This window comes from Paenibacillus sp. MAEPY2 (genome assembly GCF_000499205.1).
In the GTDB taxonomy this organism is placed as follows: Bacteria; Bacillota; Bacilli; order Paenibacillales; family Paenibacillaceae; genus Paenibacillus; species Paenibacillus vandeheii.
Genome location: NZ_AWUK01000050.1, coordinates 1 through 22437 on the forward strand (window position 1 = coordinate 1; position 22437 = coordinate 22437).

A 22437-nucleotide genomic window follows, 5' to 3' on the forward strand; every position below is an offset into this window, starting at 1 on the left:
ACAAAGAACTGGTGATTGATGCCCAGCTCCTCCATGTTCAGCACATCACGCCAAACGTCCACCAGTATGCGCTCCACCTCGCTGCGCGGTGCTTCCGTCTCCGGTCCGGCAGGCAGATGGTGGTCCGGCTCCGGCAATGCCTTGCGGTCCAGCTTGCCATGGGACGTTAGCGGCAGCTGCTCCAGCTGCACGACATATGCCGGGATCATATAATCCGGCAATTCCGCTTCCAGCCAGTCCCGAACGGTAGCGGCTGTCCACACTGTTTCGCCTTCGGCCACAACATAGACGCATAACGCTCCATTTCCCTGCGGGTCCTGGTGGGCCAGAACCGCTGCTTCCCGGATGGCCGGATGTTTTAGCAGTTGCTGCTCGATTTCGCCAAGCTCAATCCGATAACCACGAATTTTCACCTGTTGATCGGTACGCCCCATAAATTGCAGACTGCCATCAGGCAGCCAGCGCACCAGATCACCTGTCCGGTACATTTTGCCGCCAGGTTCATGCGGGTTGTCCACAAATTTCTCGGCTGTCAGTTCTGGGTTATTAAGGTAGCCCCGGGCTACACTGTTGCCGGCAATGTATAATTCTCCTGCTACACCAACCGGACATAATTGATGATCACTATTCATTACATACGTCCATATGTTGGGGAGCGGCTTGCCAATCGGAATATTGCCTTGAACCTGTTCTACCCGTTGGTAGGTGGTAGCAACCGTGTTTTCGGTAGGTCCATATGCATTGATCAGCGGATAGTCAGGGAGAAAAGAAAGTTTCAACTGTTCTCCTCCAGCGATCAGCAAACGCAATGAGGTATTGGGTTGATGGATAAAAACTTCACACACCTTAGGCGGCAACGTGATCAATGTAATGGAGTGTGCATTCATATATGCATTTAGCTGTGACATATCCAGACGCAACTGAGACGGGATGATATGCAGCTCGGCCCCCACCACCAATGCAGGAAAAATATCGATAATAGACCCATCAAATGTAATTTGCAAATAATTAGCTGCACGATCTCGTTCCGTGATCTGCTGAGCTTCAATGAAGCCATAACAGAAATTGACGAATGATCCATGCTCAATCAATACACCTTTGGGCAATCCGGTTGAGCCTGAGGTATAGATGATATAGGCCAAATCATGGTCATCATGCTTTATTTGTGACACGCCATTCCGCTCCTGGCGGCCGCCCTTCTCCTCAATGCTCTGTAATGATGAGCAAGAACTGTCAAGCACCAGAGTTTTAATTGAATGACTGTATTTTTTCACTTGGGACAACAAATGCTCTTGAGTTACAACCACACTGGCACCGCTATCTTCGAGCATGTAGCGAATGCGATCCTCGGGAAACGCCGGGTCCAAAGGCATATATGCTCCACCCGCTTTGAGAATACCGAGTAAACCGACCATCATTTCCAAGGAACGATCCATCATAATGCCTACAGGCATTTGCTTATGGACTCCAAGTTCCTGCAGAGCTTTCGCAACATCCGCAGCCCGTTCATTCAGCTCGCTATAGGTCAGTTTTTGCCCATCATATACAACAGCTACTTTATTGGGAAAATGAATTCCATGATCTGCAATCTGTTCCGGAACGGGTTTTCGATTAGCATAATCCCTAGCATTGTTGTTAAACTGATACAGCAGCAGCCGCCTTTCCTTTTCCGTCACCAGATTGATCTCACCTATTGTGCGTTGGTGATCGTTTACAATCTGTTTCAAAATTTCGTTATAATGTCCGGCCAATCTCTCCATGGTATCTTGTTTGAACAGCCTGGAGGCATATCCGTAAAACATCTCTATACCATCCGCAGTCTCCAAAGCAGTTAAACTTAGATCAAACTTGGCTGTGGGATGACTGAACGGATAATATTCAGCCAGCAAACCATTAGCGTCCATTACGGTTGTCTGTTCAGCCTGAAGGGTGAACAGGGTATCAAACAGCGGGCTCCGGCTTGCATCCCTCTTCACTTCAAGTTGGCTGACCAGTTCATCAAACGGATAGTCCTGATGGGCAAAGCCGTCAAGCGTAGTATCCTTAATATGATGAAGCAACTGCTGCACCGTCATATCGGGTTCGGGATAAAAGCGTAATGCAAGCGTATTGACAAACATACCCACCATATCTTCCAATTCCGGATGCTCTCGTCCTGCCACCGTAGTACCTATAATGATGTCATCCTGGGAAGTGTACCGGGCAAGAAGTATCGTATATGCGGTTAACAGCAAAACAAACAGCGTTACACCGTTTTCGGCAGCCAGCAAACGAAGCCTTTGTGTCAGTTGCGAATCAACTGCAAATTGAAGCCGGTTCCCTTCATGACTCTGAATCGCAGGTCGGGAGAAATCGAGTGGCAAATTTAACACGGGCAATTCACCTTTAAGCACATCTGTCCAGTATTGCTGGTGCTCTTGCCTTTGTTCCTGTTGTTCCGGGGCCAGAGACCATTCAGCATAATCTTTATATTGTAGGGTTAATGGTGCCAATCGTTTATGTTCATAGATTTGCCCTATTTCCTGGATCAGGATATCCATGGACACCGCGTCTGAAATCAAATGATGCATATCCAGACACAGATATTGGGAGATTTCCGTTCGCCATAATGCAGCTCTGAACAAAGGGGCCTTCTCCAGATCAAAGGGTTGGATAAACGAATGTAGGAACGAATCCAGATCCTGTTCCAAGCCGTTCCCCACAAGAAGATTGAAGTTTACTTGGGTATGAATACGCTGAACAGGCCCGTCATCCATTTCCGTAAAAGAAGTTCTCAGCCCTTCATGTCTACGAATGATTTCAAGCAATGTCTGCTCCATGCGCTGCTGTTCAGCTTCTTTTGACAAACGGATAATAAGAGGCATGTTATACATCAAACCTGTTTGCTGCACCCGATCCAGAATGTAAAGTCTTCGCTGTGCTGCGGACAATGGATAATGCGGCTTATGGTTTGCCTTCTGGATTTGGAAGGTGTGCTGTGTCTCCACAGTTCGAAGCCATGCAGCCAGCTCCCTGATTGTAGGCATGTTAAAAATATCCTTGAGTGTAATCCGAATATCCAGCTTTCTCTGAATGGCTGACATCATGGCAAATGCCCTCAAAGACTGACCACCCAGTTCAAAAAAATGATGATCTACCCCAATCGGCCGAAGATCCAATACCTCTTCCCAGATGGATGCCAGTATACATTCCAGCTCATTGCTTGGGGCCGCATACGTCGTATGAGCCGTGCTTTCCATATTGGGTTTGGGCAAAACATTAAGGTCTGCTTTGCCATTGAGTGTGCGCGGAATTTTCTCCAGACTCATAAACCATGAAGGAATCATGTAAGCCGGCAATCGCTCTCTCGCATGTGTTTTCAGTTCATCGAAGCCATGTCCATGATCTGGCGAATTCCAGACAATATATGCACAAAGGCAGAGCTGACCCTGTGGGTCCTTTTGAGCTGTAACCACAGCATCGCTTACATCAGGATGAGCTGCCAAATGATGCTCGACTTCCCGAATTTCAACGCGATATCCTCTGATTTTAATCTGTTCATCATTTCTTCCAAGAAACTCGATATTGCCATCCGGAAGCCATCTCCCCATATCTCCGGTGCGATACATTTTGTTCCCCGATACGAGCAGATGATCGATAAAACGGGATTGCGTAAGCTCGGCAAGATGGAGATATCCCTTGGCAACCCCTGCCCCTCCGATATATAACTCCCCTGCTACACCAATCGGAACGGGCTGTTGATATTCATCAAGTATAAACACGTCAACATTTCCAAGAGGACTACCTATGGGAATGGATACTCTTCCCTGGTCCTGTGGCATCACACGATAATATGTAGCACATACCGTTGCTTCGGTAGGTCCATATGAATTGTACACCTGAGCCGAACGGACCATATTTCGGACATATTCATATTTAAGGACGTCTCCGCCACTAATAAATTTCATGTTGGCATGCGGACGCAAATGCCTGTTTTTGTCCAACTCGTTTAGAAGAAGCGGGGAACAGCTTAAGACAGTGATGTTCTCTTTTTCAATCTGCATAACCAGGTCATCCACATTCGTTTCGTTTAACTTGTCGCTCAGGACAATGCGCCCGGATACAGCCAGCAACGAAAATACTTCCTCAGTGAACGCGTCGAACGAAAAGGACACCACCTGAAGAACCGCATCTTCCTCTGTTAGCGGTACTCTGTCCAAAAAAGCAGAGATATAGTTCAATATATTTCCGTGAGTGGTCATGACCCCTTTAGGTGTACCTGTTGAACCGGAAGTATAGATCACATAGGCCAAATCTCCCTGGTGATTAACTCGTTCTGGATTGCTTGATTCCATACGTTCAATCTCCGGGTCTTCCATCGCCAGTTCGGATGTGATGTGGATTTTGCCTCTCAAAGGACATCCATTCAAGAGCAACACGGCCTCGCTGTCCCTGAGCATAAATAATATCCGGTCATCAGGCAGTTCAGGATCAATGGGCAAGTATGCAGCACCCGCTTTAAGAACTGCAAGTATCCCAACAATCATATCCAAGGATCGCTCCACCATAACACCTACAATTGAATTAGGCTTTACCCCTTTCATTCGCAGCAGGCGTGCCAGCTTGTTTACTCGTTCATTAAGCTGCTCATAAGACATGGATCTTTTGCCGTGGACTACTGCAATCCGTTCAGGTGCATGTGCAGCGCGTTCTTCAAACCAATCATTTAATGTGCCCTGGTACGAATCCACCCGCTTGTTGTTAAACTGATACAACACCTGTTCTTCTTCCTGCCTGGACAACATGCGAAGCTGACTTACCTTTTGCCCCGCGTTTAACACAATCTCATTCAACACATTCACCAAGTGGCTTAAAAAACGTTCCATGCTATTTTGGGCAAACAATTTGGAGGCATATTGCAGATCCAGTTTCATGTGACTGCCGTAATGAATTACGCTGATACTGAGATCAAATTTGGAGACCGGGAGATCGAATTCACACATTTCCGCTTGAAGCTGACCCAGTTGGAACACATAATCCTCGGCATGCTGCAAATCAAACATCGTATCAAACAGCGTGTGTCTGCTTCGATCTATAGGTACATTCAGCTTTTCGATCAATTCATCAAAAGGATAATCCTGATTCTCATATGCGGATAAGGTATGCCTTCTCACCTGATTCAAAAACGCGTCGAATGTCTGATCTGGCTCAATCTTATGTCGTGTTGCTATCGTATTGGTGAACAAACCGATTACTGATTTGAGGTGATCATGCGATCTGCCTGCGATCGGCGTACCCACGATAATATCCTTCTGTCCAGTGTATTTGGATAAAAGGACGGTATAGGCTGATAGAAGCAGCATGTACATCGTTACGTCATGCTCATCAGCAAGACGCTGCAAATTTCTCGTCAGTTCCTGATCCAATTCGGTAACCATTCGTTGACCGGCAACATCCTGCTCTGGCGGACGCGGATAATCCAGAGGCATTTGAAGTTGTGGCAGTTCCCCACTCAGCGTATCCAGCCAATATTTTTCCTGCTTTTGCTGAGCGCCTGAACGTTCTTTGGCTTTCTCCCATGCCACATAGTCCTTGTACTGGATGGCAGCAGGTGTCAACGCTTTTCCACTGTACAGTTCAGCCAGTTCATTCAGAAACAACGCAAAGGACATCCCATCGGATACAATATGATGCATATCCATGAGCAGCACATGCTGGTCTTGATCCAAGCGGACCAGTTCAGCGCGCAGCAGCGGAGCCTGCGTCAGATCAAAAGGTCGAATAAATTGTTTGATCTTGACCAAAATATCTGATTCATTCCGTTCGCTGAAATCAAGCTTAAACCGAATTTGAGGGTGAATCTTCTGAGCAGGCTCTCCCTGATCATCGACAAATGACGTTCGAAGCGCTTCATGCCTCTCGATCACACGCCCAATCGCTTCCTCAAGTAAATCCAGTTCGAGAGGACCCGTCAGCTTTACCGCCATTGGAATGTTATAAGCAATTCCCTGATCGTCCATTTGATGCAGAATATACATTCTTTTCTGAGCTCTGGACAGGGAGTACATCTCGTTGGGCGACTCTTGGGCCTTTGGAATAGGCGCATTCCATACTTCTTCCTGATGGATCAGAAACTGAATAAGTGCCTGTTTGTGTTCTTTAATTTGTGATTTAAGATCAGCATTGATTTCATCACGTGGTCCGATCATTTTGATTTTCCCGTCTTGATGGTACAATTTCACGTTCTTCTTCTGTAAATGATTCATAAACTCCGCTATGTTCATAGGAATTCACCATTCCTTTCAGTATGACGCCTAAGACGTGGAATTCCGGGAGAAACTGCACCTCTACACCGCATCTAATGAAGGGGCTATCTGCAATGCAGTCTCTCACGGATCATTGACTCATTTATTGTACATAAAGAACGAACTGCTAAATCTCTTCTTCCACATATTCATTCAAATCAAGGTCAGCTGTGCTACCGCCCAATATATGAGAGACCTGTTGTTTAATCGTTGGATACTCAAAAAATTGACTGATTTTTAATTCCATTTGCAACTTTCGATTAGTCAACTGAACTGCATGCATCACTTTAAGGGAATTCCCGCCGCATTCAAAGAAATGGTGGGTGGTGCCAATCGGCTTCACATTCAGCACTTCTTCCCATATGTTTACTAGCTGTTCCTCCACATAATTGGAAGGAGCCTCATACGTTGTCTCTGATTTGATTGCTATCTCAGGGCGAGGCAACGCATGGCGGTCTATTTTCCCGTTTGGCGTAAGTAGGAGCTGCTCCAATACCATAAAATAGGAAGGGACCATATAGCCTGGCAAACGGGCTTCCATATAGGATTGCATATCCACCCGATTGACTTCCTTCAGGACGGTAAGGTAAGCACACAAAGTATCCTGTCCACCCGAATCTTTGACAGCTACAACCGTGGCTTCACGGACATGCTCATGCGAAATCAGTACCTGTTCAATCTCCCCAAGCTCGATCCGATAACCTCTCAGCTTCACCTGATGATCCATTCGCTCCAGAAATTCAATCGTTCCGTCAGACTGTCGGCGTACCCGATCACCAGTACGGTACATTCGTCCATGGAGCTGATATGGATTGTTGACAAATTTGGCTTCAGTCAGATCCTCATTGTTCAGATAACCGAGACTTAATCCATCACCTGAGAGATAAAGCTCTCCAGGTACGCCATTTGGAACAAACTGTTGATTGTCGTCCAGAATCCATGCAGATGTGTTCGCAATGGGCTTGCCAATCGGAAGACTTCCATCATTGTCACCTATGGCTTGTACAGGGTAACTTGTTGCAAACACTGTACTTTCCGTAGGACCATATACGTGAATCAGTTTATCTGCTCCCATATGAGAAAGAGCTTTTCGGGCATGGGAGACCGAAGCCCGCTCCCCTCCAAATAGGAGTTTTCGAAGTCCAAGCAAACAATGAGGCGCACGATCAACCAGCAGGTTGAACAAGGCAGTCGTCATGAAACAGACCGTAATTCTCTCCTCTGTCAGCACTTTGGACAATTGGTTAATATCCAGCAGTGTCTCCTGTTCAATCATGACCAGCCTCGCGCCGTTTAACAGCGCTCCAAAGATGTCAAATATCGAGCCATCAAAGGCATAATTTGAAAGCTGCAATATCGAATCTGAGGCAGAGATCTGAATATAATTTGTATTTTTCACTACACGAATGGCATTGGCATGGGAGATCATTACACCTTTTGGTTTCCCCGTAGAGCCCGAGGTGTAGATAATATAAGCCAGATCGTCTCCGGCCTTATCCTCGGATGCCAAGGTTGGTGCTGATTCCTTCATGCCTATGCTCTCTAATCGGATGGTGTCTTCAACATTCGCATGTACATTCATGACTTCAGTGACGCCTGTGAAATCCTCCATCCATTGTTTCTCCGTAAGCAGCAAGGCGGCACCGCTGTCATGCAGCATGTGCACAATTCGCGCTTTTGGCCATTGGGGATCGATCGGTAAATAGGCTGCTCCTGCTTTGAGAATTCCAAGTATACTTATTATCATCTCGAAAGAGCGTTGTACCATTAACCCTACGATGGATGAAGGTTGAATGCCTTGCATGCGCAAACGTTCTGACATCTGATTCGATTTCTCCTGCAGCTCCCGGTAGGTGAGCTGTTTTTCATGCATGACCAGTGCAACTGCATCCGGAGTTCGCTCTGCCTGTTCGTCGAATAGCTGAGATAATGTCTTTTCTTTGGGAAATGGTGTCATTGGACCATGTGATAACAGCTCCATCTTAGGTCTGTCCCGCTCACCAATAAGAGCAATCTCTTTTACTCGAATATCCTGGTTTGCACTAATTTGCTCTGCCACATAGAGAACATGATCACCCAGACCATTCATCAGATCCGAATCCAGTACGTTACGGTTATAGGAGCATTTAAGTCTGAATGTATCACCCATGACAGCAGTTACACTCAAATCATAGTGCGTGTGCTCAATGCCATAAACGCACTCCAGCGCTACTCCGGTCACATGCTCCGCCGCAAGGCTCGCAGCCTGTTCATTCCCAAAATTTTGGAATACCAGTACATGGTCAAGCAAATCGGCTTTTAATTCACTTTGATCCTGTATATCTCCCAGATGTACATAGCCATACTTTTGACCTTCCATCCCTTCCTGTTGAACCCTGCGGAGAGCATCAGCAAAAAGCTCTTCCGGCTCAAATTTCACCCGGGTAGGAATGGTATTAATAAACAACCCAACCATGTTCTCTATTCCTTCAACATCTGCGTCTCTCCCGGAAATGACTGTGCCGTATACGACATCTTCTGTACCGCTGTATCTGCATAAGACCATGCCCCATATCGCCTGAATTAACGCATTAAATGTAACCTGATTGTTCATAGCGAACTGTTTTAGCCCACTTGTGAGTTCACGCGGAAATTGAATTTCCTGCTCTCGCAACGTTGGCGCTTCCGCATTCAGGTTAGCCCCTGTTTTGGGCAAAGTGACTCGTTCATCGTAGCCCTGGAGATACTGTTTCCAATACGCCAGTGCTTCCTCCTTGTTCTGTTGATCAAGCCAGTCGAGGTAGTCCCCCAGCGGCCTGGTTTCTTCCAACATTTCAGGCTGCCCAGCCTGCTGACTCGCATAAATCTCAAACATTTCACGAATCAGGATATCGAGACACCAGCCGTCCAGCAAAATATGATGATGACTAATGACCAGTGTGTACGCATCCGCCCCTCTGGAGATCAGACAGAATCTGATTAATAACTCCCTGCTAAGATCAAACCCTCTTTCCTGATCCTCGGCCATGAACTGCTCCATCCGTTGAAGCTGTTCACGCTGGCTAGTACCGGTCCAATCCAGCATCAACCATTCAGCCTGCTGCTGGTCAATAATAAGCTGGCGGGGTTGCTCCACAAGTTGATATTCAAATATGGAACGAAGCCCCTCATGGCGCTGTATCACCCGTCCAAAGCTGTATTTCAATATCTCCACATCAACGTTACCCTTTAATTCCACAAATACCTGCTCAAAATAGGCGTGTGATGTTTCTTGCGCCAGCGAATGGTACAGCATGCCGGATTGCATTAGAGTCAACGGATACATTTTGCTGATCACAAGAGGATCAATTCTGTTTTGTATCGCTTCCAACTCCGCTATGGATACAGGATGCTTCCCATAATCGGATGGAGTTCTCTCTGTGCCCTGCTTGTTCCGACAGTGGTGAACGATTTGATGCAAGTTGTCCATGAACAATCGATTAAGCTGTTCAGCAGTCTCAGCTTCATATATTCCATCACTGTAAGTCGTATGAACGGTGAACTTCCCATCCATGACAACTGCATTGATTTCAAAATCATGCTCTCTGGTGAGCTGTCCACCCACCGTTTGTCCTACCGGGATATGGGACGAACGGAAAACGTTCCGTTCCAGACTGCTATCCAGTTCACCCATATAATTGAACAAAATTGGTGCTTCCTTTTCATCTGCAAAACCGTGCTGATCAGCCATATACTTCAGAATTCCGTATCCGATGCCTTTATTGGGAATCGCTCTCAGTGTTTCCTTGACTGTTTTAATTGCCTTAGGCAATTCCAGCTCTTGATACAGGTCAAATACTACCGGGTATACGGATGTAAACCACCCGACCGTTCTGCTGACATTCAGCTCGGATACAAGCGCTTGTCGGCCATGCCCCTCCAGCATGATTTTGAACCGAGGTTGACCGGTTATTTCGGTTACACTTAGCATAAGTGCAGTCAACAGAATGTCATTAATCTCCGTTTGGTAGGCTCTGTTTGTCTGTTGAAGAAGCCAGCCGGTTTGTTCACGATCAAGCTCAGATACAAGGGTAGCGCTATGACCATGGTCACGAACTGTATTCGTTGTTTGGCACTGAGAATCCAGCAAAGGCGTATAAACACTGGACATGTTTCTCCAGAACGCTTGCTCCTTTTGCAAAAGGTGATGTTTGGAATACGACTTTAAAGCAGCAGCAAATTGCTGGTAAGAGACGGTTTTGGGTCCCACATCCAACGGCTTTTGTTCGACCGCTTGAATGTATAACCACTCCAAATCTTCGAGCAAAATTCTCCAGGACACACCATCCATGACCAAATGATGAATGGTGATTAACAGGTGTTCGCCCTCATCGAGCCGGAAAAGCCGGAGTTTAACGAGCTGTCCCTCGTGAATCTCCATGTTCTTATGCAACAACGATGCCTGCTCTTCAATGAATGCCTCTGGTTGTGCTACGCCTCTGACATCCACAACATCGAATTCAAACATACCGCTTCTATAGCTTGGGATGGTCTGGGTCATTTCTCCAGAGGAGTTGTAGCCATAAACCATTCTTAACCCGTCATGATGCTCCATCAGTTTATCGAAACTAAGCCGAATGGCGTTCTGATCGAATCCTTCCTGCCTGAATAACATAAAAGCCTGATTGTAATGGTTGTGATCCGTATCGTTTCTTGCAAAAAAACGCTGCTGAATAGGCGTTAGGAAAACCTCGCCTGTCACCTCAGCATTTCCAGTAGTTGGAGTCTGGGAATGCTTAACATATGGACTAAGCTGCCGGATCGTCGGGTTGGCAAAGAGATCCTTCATTTCTACTTTCAAACCCAGTTTGGACAATCCTGAAATCGTCTGAAGCGCCTTGATGGAATCCCCACCCATGACAAAAAAGTTGTGATGAATTCCAATGCAATCCAGATTCAAGATGTTCTCCCATATCTGAACAAGCTTTTGCTCTTTGTCGTTCCTTGGTGGTTCATACTTCGCGTCATCCAGTATGCGGTTGCCCGGTTCAGGAAGTCGAGAGCGATCTACTTTTCCGCTTACTGTTCTTGGCAAGTGATCCATTTTAACAAAATGAGCTGGTATCATATATGAAGGAACCTGTAACTCAAGTCTCTCACGAACGTCCATAATGGAGAGCCCCGGATCAGCAATTACAATATACGCACAGAGATAATCATTACCACTGTCATCCTGACCTGCGTTAAGAAATGCCTCCTGAATTACCTCCAGGCGGGTTAACTGGTACTCCACTTCTCCCAGTTCAATTCGATAACCACGGATTTTGACCTGATCATCCTGTCTGCCAACAAATTCAATGGTTCCATCCGGCAGCCATTTGGCAGTATCACCTGTACGATACATTTTCCGATCGTTGTCTATAGGTGAATCCACAAACTTCTCTGCCGTAAGGTCTGGTTGATTCAAGTAACCGCGTGCCACTCCCTCACCCGAAATGCACAACTCACCCGGTACACCAACCGGCTGTGGACGATTGTAACGATCCATAATCAGGATGCTTGTATTTCGGATCGGTCTGCCGATCGGAATCGTTCCTGATCGCTCGCCTGTTCCATACATGATTCTGTTCCAAGCCGCGTCCACCGTGCATTCCGTCGGTCCATATACGTTTGTAACGTTTGCTTTCATTCCAGGGAGCGTGGTATATACTTCATCGAGAAGGTCAAAGGTCAGCACGTCCCCACCGATAATCAGCTCTTGCAGTTCATATTGATGTTTGCATCCGGCCGAGGCCAGGGTGAGCAATTTCAGATGAGCAGGCGTACCATCGGACACATGAATATGATGATGAGCATAATAATTCAGCAAAAGATCTGCTTCCCAGACTGTGCTCTTAGGCACGATATGCAGTGCATGTCCGAGCAGCAAAGCAGCAAAAATCTGCTTTACGGATGCATCAAAGATATATGGAGCAATCAATGCAATATTTAGAGGCGTCTCATAGTGCTGATATACCGCCTCCACCAGTCCGTCCACCAGATTGTGAACATTGTAGTGTTCAACAACGACTCCTTTGGGTCTGCCAGTAGATCCCGAAGTATAAATGACATAAGCCGCATCGCTGGAATGGTTGATCATGTCCGGTTCACGTACTGGTTCACGTACCCCTGAACGATCCAATGCATCCAATAAAATAACTGTACCTTTAAACGCAAGGTCATCCACCATGGAATGATCTGCTGTACATAATAAACGCGCACCACTGTCAGTCAGCATATAACGCTTGCGCTCAGCAGGAAGTTCAGGATCGATCGGCATGTAAGCCGCCCCTGATTTGAGCACACCTACAATCGCAACGATCATATTTATGGAGCGCTCCACCATCACTGCTACAATGTGATTTGGTCCTGCTCCTTCCTTACGTAACTCGCAAGCCAGGACATTCGCCCTCTCATTCAACATGCGGTAGGTCAGCTGCTCATTCTCAAAAACTAAAGCGATGTTGTCCGGATTGCGTTCAACCTGCTCCATAAACATCTGGACCAGTGTTTTGTCCCGCTCATAGGCCTGTCTCGGCGGGTTGAACCCTGTCAGAACGGTTTTCTCTGGTTGCGTCAGAATATCCAATTGATCCAGTCGCACTTCTGGAGCAGCAGCGACCTGTCTCAATATCTCAACAAAATGTTCAGCAAAGCGCTGAATACGCTCCGCTCGGAACACATCCGTGTTATATTCCAGTTCGAGATTCCAGCTCAGGTTGGTTTTGTTCACCCTGGCCGTCATATCAAATTTGGAACGTTGGATGCCATCTTCAAGCAATATGGCCTCCACATCGTTCATATGAAGCTGTAGCCAATCTGTATTCTGAACAAGCATGACGTCGAACAATGGATTACGTGAAGGATCACGCTTCACATCCACCTGTTCAACCAAACGTTCAAATGGATATTCCTGATGCTCATAGGCCTGGAGTGTGTTCTCCTTCACCTGCTCCAGATATTGGCGGAAGGTATAATGGCCCCGTGGTGCATTTCTGAGAACAATCGTGTTGACAAACATGCCGATAACACGGTTGAGATCATCATGATTCCGGCCTGAAACCGGCGTACCAATCAGGATATCTTCCTGTCCGGTATATCTGGAGAGCAGTGTTGTAAATGCAGAGACAAACAGCATATACATGGTGGCTCCCTGATCGTTGGCCAGCTGCTCCAGCGCAGCCGTCAATGTTTTGTCCAGAGGCAAATGAATCTGGTCACCATTAAACGACTTGGTCTTTGGCCGTGCAAAATCCAAAGGCAGGTCAAGAACCGGAACCTCTTCCTTCAGCACATCTGCCCAATACTTTTCATGCCGGATCGAGTCACTGCTTGATTGACGCTCATATGCCCACAGTGAATAATCCTTGTACTGCGCGGCTACAGGTGGCATTTTTTTGCCATTGTAGAGCTCGGCCAGTTCATGCAATAGAATTCCGATGGAAATTCCATCTGAAATCATATGATGCATGTCCAGCAAAAGGACATGTTCGTCTGCTTGGGTTTGCACAAGTTCAGCCCGCATCAGCGGAGCCTGTTCCAATGAAAAAGGTTGTACCCAGTCGGATAGAACAGGTGATTCCACTTCTGCACGGATGGAACTGTACTGCACTTCAAAATCAACACTTGGCATAATTTTTTGAGCAGGCTTACCCTGATTCATGACAAATGAAGTTCGAAGCGATTCATGTCTTGCAATCAGGCAGGAGAACGCCTCATTCAATTGTTTTTTATTTATGCTCCCCTTTAATTTCATGGCAAGAGGCATGTTATAGGCCGTACCCGTTGGACCCAGATTGCTCAAAATATAAATTCTTTGCTGTGCCGCTGATAAATCATACAAGTACTGCAATGGTGCATGAGGAATGGATGTATATTTGCTTTTTTTATGATCCAAAATATATTGGGCCATGCCCCGGATTGTAGGTGTACGGAAAATTTGCACCAGCGGCATTTCTACCTGCATCTCCTTGTGTAATCTGGAGATCAGTATGGTTGCCAGCAGGGAGTGTCCACCAATATCGAAGAATCGGTCATGAACACCCAAATTTCCAATTTTTAAAATATCCTGCCAAAGAGTAACCAGTGCAACTTCAACCGGATTTCTTGGTGGTTCATACCCGATGGTCTCCCGGTTATCCGATGGTGTCGGCATCGGCAGCGCCTTGCGGTTTACTTTCCCATTAGCTGTTAAAGGCAAGCGATCCATCATGACAAGGTGGGTAGGCACCATATACGAAGGCAAACGACGGGTTAATTCTTCTTTAATCTTATCAATCACGTCCACAGGATGCCCCTCATGACACACCACGTAACCGCAAAGTATTGGCAAGTCTGCCGGGTCTGTATGCGCGATAACTGCCGCCTCTAACACCCTTGGGTCCTGTAACAGCAGATGTTCAATTTCTCCAAGCTCAATACGGAATCCGCGTATTTTCACCTGATCATCCATGCGACCCAAATATTCAATATTGCCGTCCGGCAGCCAACGCACCCAATCGCCGGTCCGATACATCTTTTGTTCTGGATTGAACGGATGTTGGACAAACTTCTCTGCCGTTAACTGAGGCCTGTTCAAATACCCTTTTGCAAGTCCGGCTCCGCTTATGCACAATTCCCCCGGAACCCCTATGGGCGAAAGCTGGTCACTGCCACTCAGAATGAAAACGGTAGTATTCGGCAGTGGTTGACCTATAGGGATATTGGCATACATCTGATTTATGGTAAAACTTGTGGTGACGACTGTATTTTCAGTTGGACCGTAATTGTTTACAACCTCATAGTTCCGGGGTTCAAAATAATTCAGCTTGTCTCCCCCCGTCAGCAATGTTCGAAGGGAATGGTTCTCCTGCCGGATAAACTGCTCGCAAATCGCTGTAGGCAGGAACGCAATGCTAATCTGATGCTGATGGAAGTAGTCATTGATACGAACCACATCCAGTCTGATTTCATCCTGAATCAGATGTACGGAAGCCCCTGCCAACAGGTATGGAAACAATTCCCATACAAAAGCATCAAAGCTCAAGCTAGCATAGCTGGCACTGCGATCAGCATCAGTGATCTGATACCGTTTATGGTGCCATGTACACAAATGAACAAGTGATTGGTGTGAAACCATCACTCCCTTCGGCTGACCTGTAGAACCTGATGTGTAAATAACATAAGCCAGATTCCGACTTTGCCCCCGTATTGGTTGCAAGGAAGAGGAGATCAGGAATTCATCCGTTTGCACAAGTTCAGTCTGCAAATCAATGAGATGGACAGAGCTTTCTTTTCCCTGAACGACATGTTCAAACCGTTGCTTCGGTGTTAATACCCATTGGGTCTGACTGTCTTCAAGCATGTAATGGATACGTTCATTCGGGTAGGCCGGGTCAATGGGTAAGTATGCTCCGCCTGCTTTTAGAACTGCCAGCATGCCGATCACCGCATCGATTGAACGCTCTGCGAGGACCCCGACGATGTTGTTATCACGCACTCCTTTTTTTCGTAGTACTTCAGCAAGCTGTTCACTCCGATGGTTCAACTCGCGATAGGTTACCTGTTTTTCGCCCATCACCAGAGCAACATGATCCGGTGTACGTCTCACTTGCTGTTCAAAGAGCTCATCCACAGTTTTATGCAAAGGATACTCCAGGGATGGTGGATTAAAGGTATGAATCAACTGATCTCTTTCTCCCGGAGACAGACTTTCAATTTCGCTAAGCGGCTGTTCCAGACCGGATATCATGTTTCCTACTAAGGCAATATAGTTGTCACTCATGCGCTGAATGGTTTCCTGACTAAACAAATCGGTGGAATACTCAACGTTAAGCACGATTTCATTTTCAAACTCAAGGATGTTGAATGTCAGATCAAATTTTGCATTATCCAGATTGAACATGACAGGTGACAACTTCATACCTTCTGTTTCACGGGTAAACAGCGAAGCGTTCTCCAGCGAGAACATCGTGTCAAACAACGGATTACGATTGATCTCACGTTCTGCACCTGTTTTTCGTACCAATTCATCAAATGCATACTCTGAATGTTCAAAGGCTGCTACGGTTGTTTGTTTGATTTGCTCAATTAACTGTCTGACACTATCCGATTCGTTCATCTGGTTTCGCAATGCAATGGTGTTCACGAATACACCAAACATATGTTGTAACGGCTCATGCAGACGGCCAGAGGCAGCCGCACCCACAACCAGATCTTTCTCGTGGGTATATCGGTGCAATAAAAGGAAATAGGCACTAAGCATCACCATGTACAACGTTGATCCGGTGTCCTTGGCAAGCTGCCTGATGTCGCGGGTCAGGCTCTCACCCAAGTGACTATATATGTTGTTTCCTTCATACGTATTAATCTCAGGTCGTTTAAAGTCGTAAGGAAGCTCAAGCGTTGGCGGGGGACTACTATAGACATCCAGCCAGTACGCCTCCTGTTTCGCCATTTCATCCGAATGCCCGTACTGTTCCTGCCATGCCGTATAATCCAGATAATGCACGTCAACGTCTGGAAGAATCGAGCCACTGTACAGCTCAAGCAATTCGTTCATCAAAATGCCTTGAGATGTACCGTCAGCCACAATATGGTGGAAATTTATAATGAACAAATGACGCCCATGGCCAATTCTCACCAGTTTTGCCCTCATTAAAGGAGGCTGGCGAAGGTCAAAAACTTGAGTGGACTGTTTGCACAGGCTGCTTGTCAAACAAACGAGTTCATGGTCATCTGTATCGAGCTCTCCCAGATCATCATAATCAAGTGTAAAGGCTACGTTTGTATGGACCGTCTGGACAAGCTCATCCTCTATCACTTCAAATCCGGTTCTCAGTATTTCATGCCTTGCAATAAAGGTTTGAAGCGCTCTTTCAAGCCGTATGAAGTGTACTTCTCCTTCCATAAAGAGCGCCATGGGAATGTGGTAGGCTCCCCTGTTGTTTTCAAGCAGCGAGAGTGTATACATGCTTTTCTGCGCTGCAGAAGCCCTAAATCGGTCACGGCGACTTAATTTCTCAATGATCACAGCAGGTTTCACATGTGCTTTTGTAGCCAAATACTGTTCCAGGCTGTATATCGTATCATTTCGGAACATTTCACCAATCGGAACTTCAACATGAAGCCGCTTCTTCACTTCAGCCACAATCGCCATAATTTTCAGCGAATCTCCGCCCAGATCAAAACAGCTTACATTCATGCCAATCTGCTTCAAGCCAAATACATCTCTCCAGATCTGAAGCAGCTGTTCCTGAATGGAATTGACAGGCTCTGTATCCACCACAACCTGTTCACGAACAGTGAGTTGATGCTGCCTTGCCACTTGCTCCAGTACCGCTTTATTGACCTTGCCATTGGCAGTAAGCGGAACTTCATCTACTTTCAGAAACATGGACGGAACCATGTAATTTGGCAATTTACTTTGCAAAAGAACTTTCAGTGGCAGTGTGTCCACATTCTGATCTGCAACAACAAAGGCAAAGAGGCTCTTGACTCCGTTCTCGCCAGCAACATCAATAACAGCTGCCTTTTGCACGTCATCGGCTTGCAAAAGCACATTCTCAATTTCACCAAGTTCTACCCGATAACCTTTGATTTTGACCTGGCTATCTTTTCTGCCCAGAAACTCCACATACCCTTCGGATCGAAGGACACCGAAATCTCCTGTCTTGTAGATGTAACCCAACTGCGGATGGACGATGAAAGACTGTCTCGTTTTTTCCTCGTCATGCAGATAACCGCTTGCTACACCACTTCCACCAATGTACAACTCTCCCTCAACATCTATAGGGCAGGGTTGAAGTTGTCTGTTCAGCACATGAATCTGTTGATTGGCCAGTGGTCTGCCATAAGGGATGCTTTTCCATTGCTCAGACACTGCCGTGATTGGATAATAAATGGACCATATCGATGCTTCAGTCGCTCCTCCCAAACTGACCACCTCAGATTCAGGAAATACATCTACTATTTTCTGAGGAAGCCGGAGGGATATCCAGTCACCACTAAGCAATACCAGACGAAGGTCGTTGTTCTTCTCTCCCGGTGAATACAGATCAACACACATGTCCATAAGAGCAGGAACCGAATTCCAAATGGTGATTTTTTCTTGTTCCATCACGTTCTTGAGCTGAAACATGTCACGCTGATCATCAATAAGAACCAGACAAGCACCACAGCTGACTGCGCCGAAAATATCATAGACAGACAAGTCAAAACATAATGAAGATATACCCATCATTCGATCACTGGAGGTTACGTTAAACCGTTCATTCATATCCAGGATCGTATTGGCTGCTGCACCGTGCTTGATCTGCACACCCTTGGGCTTACCTGTGCTGCCAGAAGTGAAAATTACATAAGCCATATCATCATTCGTCACTCCGCTGTTTATGGATTCCGCAGAGTAGGTTTCTAACGCTTCCGTCTCGTATAGCTCCGGCATGATGAAAAATTTACAGTTGGCCTTTTCGCGAATATACTGCTTGCGTTCCTCCGGATAGTCCGGATCAAGCGGAATATACGCTGCTCCCGCTTTGAGCACACCGAATATATTCACAATGGTGTCAATGCATCTCTTGCCATACACACCAATATAATCGCCCCGCTGTACTCCGTGATCGATCAAATACCTGGCAATCTGATTCGATCTGCGTTCCAACTCTATGTAACAAATGGAACGTTCATGATGCTGAATCGCCACCCGATCTCCGAATCTGATCGCTGTTACAGTTAACAGGTCATGCAGAGGCTTCAGAGCCAACGGCTTGCTCGTATCGTTGTACTGTTCGATGAGCTGCCTGCTCGATTGACTCAACTCAAGCTCGGTAATTTGTGTTGCAGAGATCACTTGGTTCAGTAGGATCAGATACTGCTGAAACATGGATTCAATCACTTCTTTTTCAAACAATTGATCCACAAAGTCCCACGTGATATACAAGCCGCCATTGATTTCATAGACCTGATTATCAATATAAACCTGTGAGGTTCTTGTACTGAAATACTTGATCTGGTCGAAGTTAAACAAAGCGTCAAATGAATCTTCCACATTCTCATTTAAGACACTCGTAAATACAATTGGCATGACCGCTCTTTTGTGCATATCATGTTTTTTGCCCAATTGTCTTATAAAATCAACGCCATCATAATGTCTGTGATCCAGTGCATCCAGCAATGAATGTTGAACCGACTCTGTAAAGGTCCAGAACGAATTCATCGAATTCCGTGTATCAATATCCAGCAACATTAGCGTTGTAAAGTCTCCAGCCATCCTCTGCACATCTTCATGAAACGGAATCCGGTTAAATACGGTCAGGTTAACCCCAAATCTCTCCTGGTTCGACCAGTGTGCAAGTACATAAGCATAGGCTGCGCACAAAATGGAGGTTGGCGTAACGTTATGCTGCCTTGCCTGCTGTTTGAGCTTGTTCCAATGTTCACCCGTAATAAAATTCGAGAACTTGCTGAATTGGGGCACGTTTATGTCTGAGGGATCACATTTGAGCGGCAAAGCCGGAGAACCAGGGAAGTCTTCCAGCTTGTCCATCCAGTACTGTTGATCCTTGAAATAACGTGCCGACTGTTTGAAACGTGTCATGGCCTGAACATAGTCCCTAAAATTATATTGAAGCTCCGGCAGTTCCTGATCCCCGTTTGCATAGAGCCATTTGAATTCCTTGATGAGCAGCTTCAAGCTGCTGTCATCACATATGAGCGGGTCCAGGTTCAGATAAAAGTAATACTGACGCTCTGACATCCGATAAGCTTTCATTTCAAATAAGGGCCACTCGCTTGGAATAATAACTTTTGTCATCATTCGTTGTCTCTCTGCTTCCATTCGCGAGCTACGATATGCCGTATCCCATTCTGACACGTCTATCACTTCTACCGTGTATAACGGTGGTTTTTTTAATATTTGCTGTGTCCCATTCTCATACACAACTGTTCGTAAAATGGGATGCCTGTTGATCAATTTCTGCAAGGTTGCATTAACCAAATCCATATCGGCCTCTGCCTCGAATTCGACCGTAAAATTGGTTGCAGCTCCACCCATCTCAAACGCAGGGTCACGTCCAATCAAATAAGCCAACTGAATACCCGTGAGACCGAATGGCTCAAGCATATTGGCAGGATCACCTTGATCCGTGAAGTAAGCCTCCGTGTTATCCTCATCATTATTTTCTTCCAAAAATTTTGCTATATTTTGTATCGTTCCAAGACGGAAAAGCTGGTTTAATGGCAGACTTGCACTTAAATCCTCATTAATCCGTGCAATCACTTCAATGGCATTAAGCGAATGACCGCCCAGATGTGCAAAACTGTCATGTACACTCAACTGCTCGATCTGTAGTACATCTTTCCAAATCAAGGACAGACGCTGTTCCAACTCCGTTGTCGGAGCAACGTATACCCTCCCTGAATGGATACTGTGATCCGGCTCGGGTAATTCACTCTTGTTAATCTTGCCATTAGCAGTCAGCGGAAGCTGCTCCAGCTTGACATAATAGTTTGGTACCATGTACTCCGGTATTCTCTGCTCCAGGAAAAGACGCAGCTCCTCAATCGAGGTTTCCTGGGTCAACACCATATATGCACACAGATAGGAATGGCCCGCATCGTTTGTTCGCATCATGACAAAGGCCTCTGCTACCGCATCATGCCGGGACAAATGGGTTTCAATTTCCCCCAGCTCGATCCGAAAACCGCGAAGCTTCACCTGCTGATCCATTCGATCCAAAAATTCAAGGGTATGCTCAGGCGTCCAGCGAACCAAATCACCCGTGCGGTACATCCGCTCTGATGTAAGGAAAGGATGAGAAACGAATTTTTGTTCCGTGAGCTCATCGTTATTCAAATAACCGAGTGCCAGTCCATCACCGGATATGCATAATTCCCCGGCTGTTCCGACAGGGACGGGATGATCATGCTGATCCAGCACCAGAACGGAGGTATTTGCGATAGGTCTACCTATCGGTATTGTAAGCGCTTCCTCATCGATTTCGTTTACAGCATAATACGTCGCAAAAACCGTGCTTTCCGTAGGTCCATAAACGTGAATAAGCTTGTTTTCCCCCATATATTCAAACGCTTTTTTTACATGTGTCAGTGAAACTCTTTCACCACCAAAGAGCACTTTGCGAACCGATTTCAAACAGGTAATCTCACGTTCCACGATGGCATTAAAAAAAGCAGTTGTGATGAACATAACGGTTATCCCGTTTTTTTCAATAGACTGGGCAAGGCCGGACATGTTAAGGGCCTCTTCCTTCTGAAGGATGACTAATCTGGCTCCATTCAGCAGGGCTCCAAATATTTCAAATACCGAAGCATCAAACGAATAGTTGGACATCTGAAGCATACAGTCCTGCTCCGTAATTGTGATGTAATTGGTATCACGTACAACACGGATAGCAGCCCGATGAGAGATCACAACACCTTTGGGCAAACCCGTTGACCCCGATGTATAGATAATGTAAGCCGGATCTTCCGCCTGGTTAAGGTCCGTCAGTTCATCCGACGAAAAGTCCTGATAATCCATAATCCTGGGGTGAACCATTTCCAGGCCGGCGCATTCTTTGTAGTTGCTCCCAGTCTGAGATGTCAGCAGCATACATGCTCCACTGTCCTTGAGCATATAAGTCACTCGTTCCTCAGGTGTTTCGGAATCAATCGGTAAATAAGAAGCCCCTGATTTGAGAACGGCTATTAAAGCAATTATCATTTCAGGGGATCTCTCTAGCATAATACCAATTATTTTGTTGCGGTCTGCCCCCTTCTGACGAAGAAATGCGGCCATTTGGTTAGAATACTGATCTACTTCCTTGTACGTATATTGAATGGTGTCTGAGGTTACCGCAATCGCATCGCGATGCAAGCGGGCCTGCTCTTGAAATAACTGATGAATGGTATAATTGCGGGGATAGTTCGTCCTGTTCTCGTTCACTGTCGGATTCTCTCTGATATTGGAATGTCCAGTAATCATAACGATATCCTTCCTTTGCAAGCAGAATACAGCTATTATATTATCCTGAAATTTCCATGTCAATCTATTTACTTATTTGTGTTTTTAAGTAAAATAAAAGTAAAATTTGGTGAATATTCAGAGGGTTACTCGACAGATTCTAGTATACATGCTACTCTAATTTTGTATAATTTCCTTTATTTCTCAAAACGAGTG

Annotated in this window: 2 protein-coding genes; both read right to left on the bottom strand. The window is 46.1% G+C overall.

The genetic code is table 11. The features are described from left to right. Window positions 1-6263: non-ribosomal peptide synthetase (locus tag P364_RS0131300; RefSeq protein ID WP_024633945.1), on the bottom strand; the 6263-nt coding region annotated here is incomplete at its 3' end. Window positions 6264-6411: 148 nt separating this feature from the next. Next, entirely contained in the window at window positions 6412-22242 is a 15831-nt protein-coding gene (locus tag P364_RS0131305) for a non-ribosomal peptide synthetase (RefSeq protein ID WP_024633946.1), read from the bottom strand. Between the last annotated feature and the right edge of the window lie 195 nt (window positions 22243-22437).

What these genes read in the sequence shown, in the direction of transcription:
- P364_RS0131305 (WP_024633946.1), bottom strand. Translation starts at nt 22,242, where the DNA reads ATGATTACTGGACATTCCAATATCAGAGAGAATCCGACAGTGAACGAG.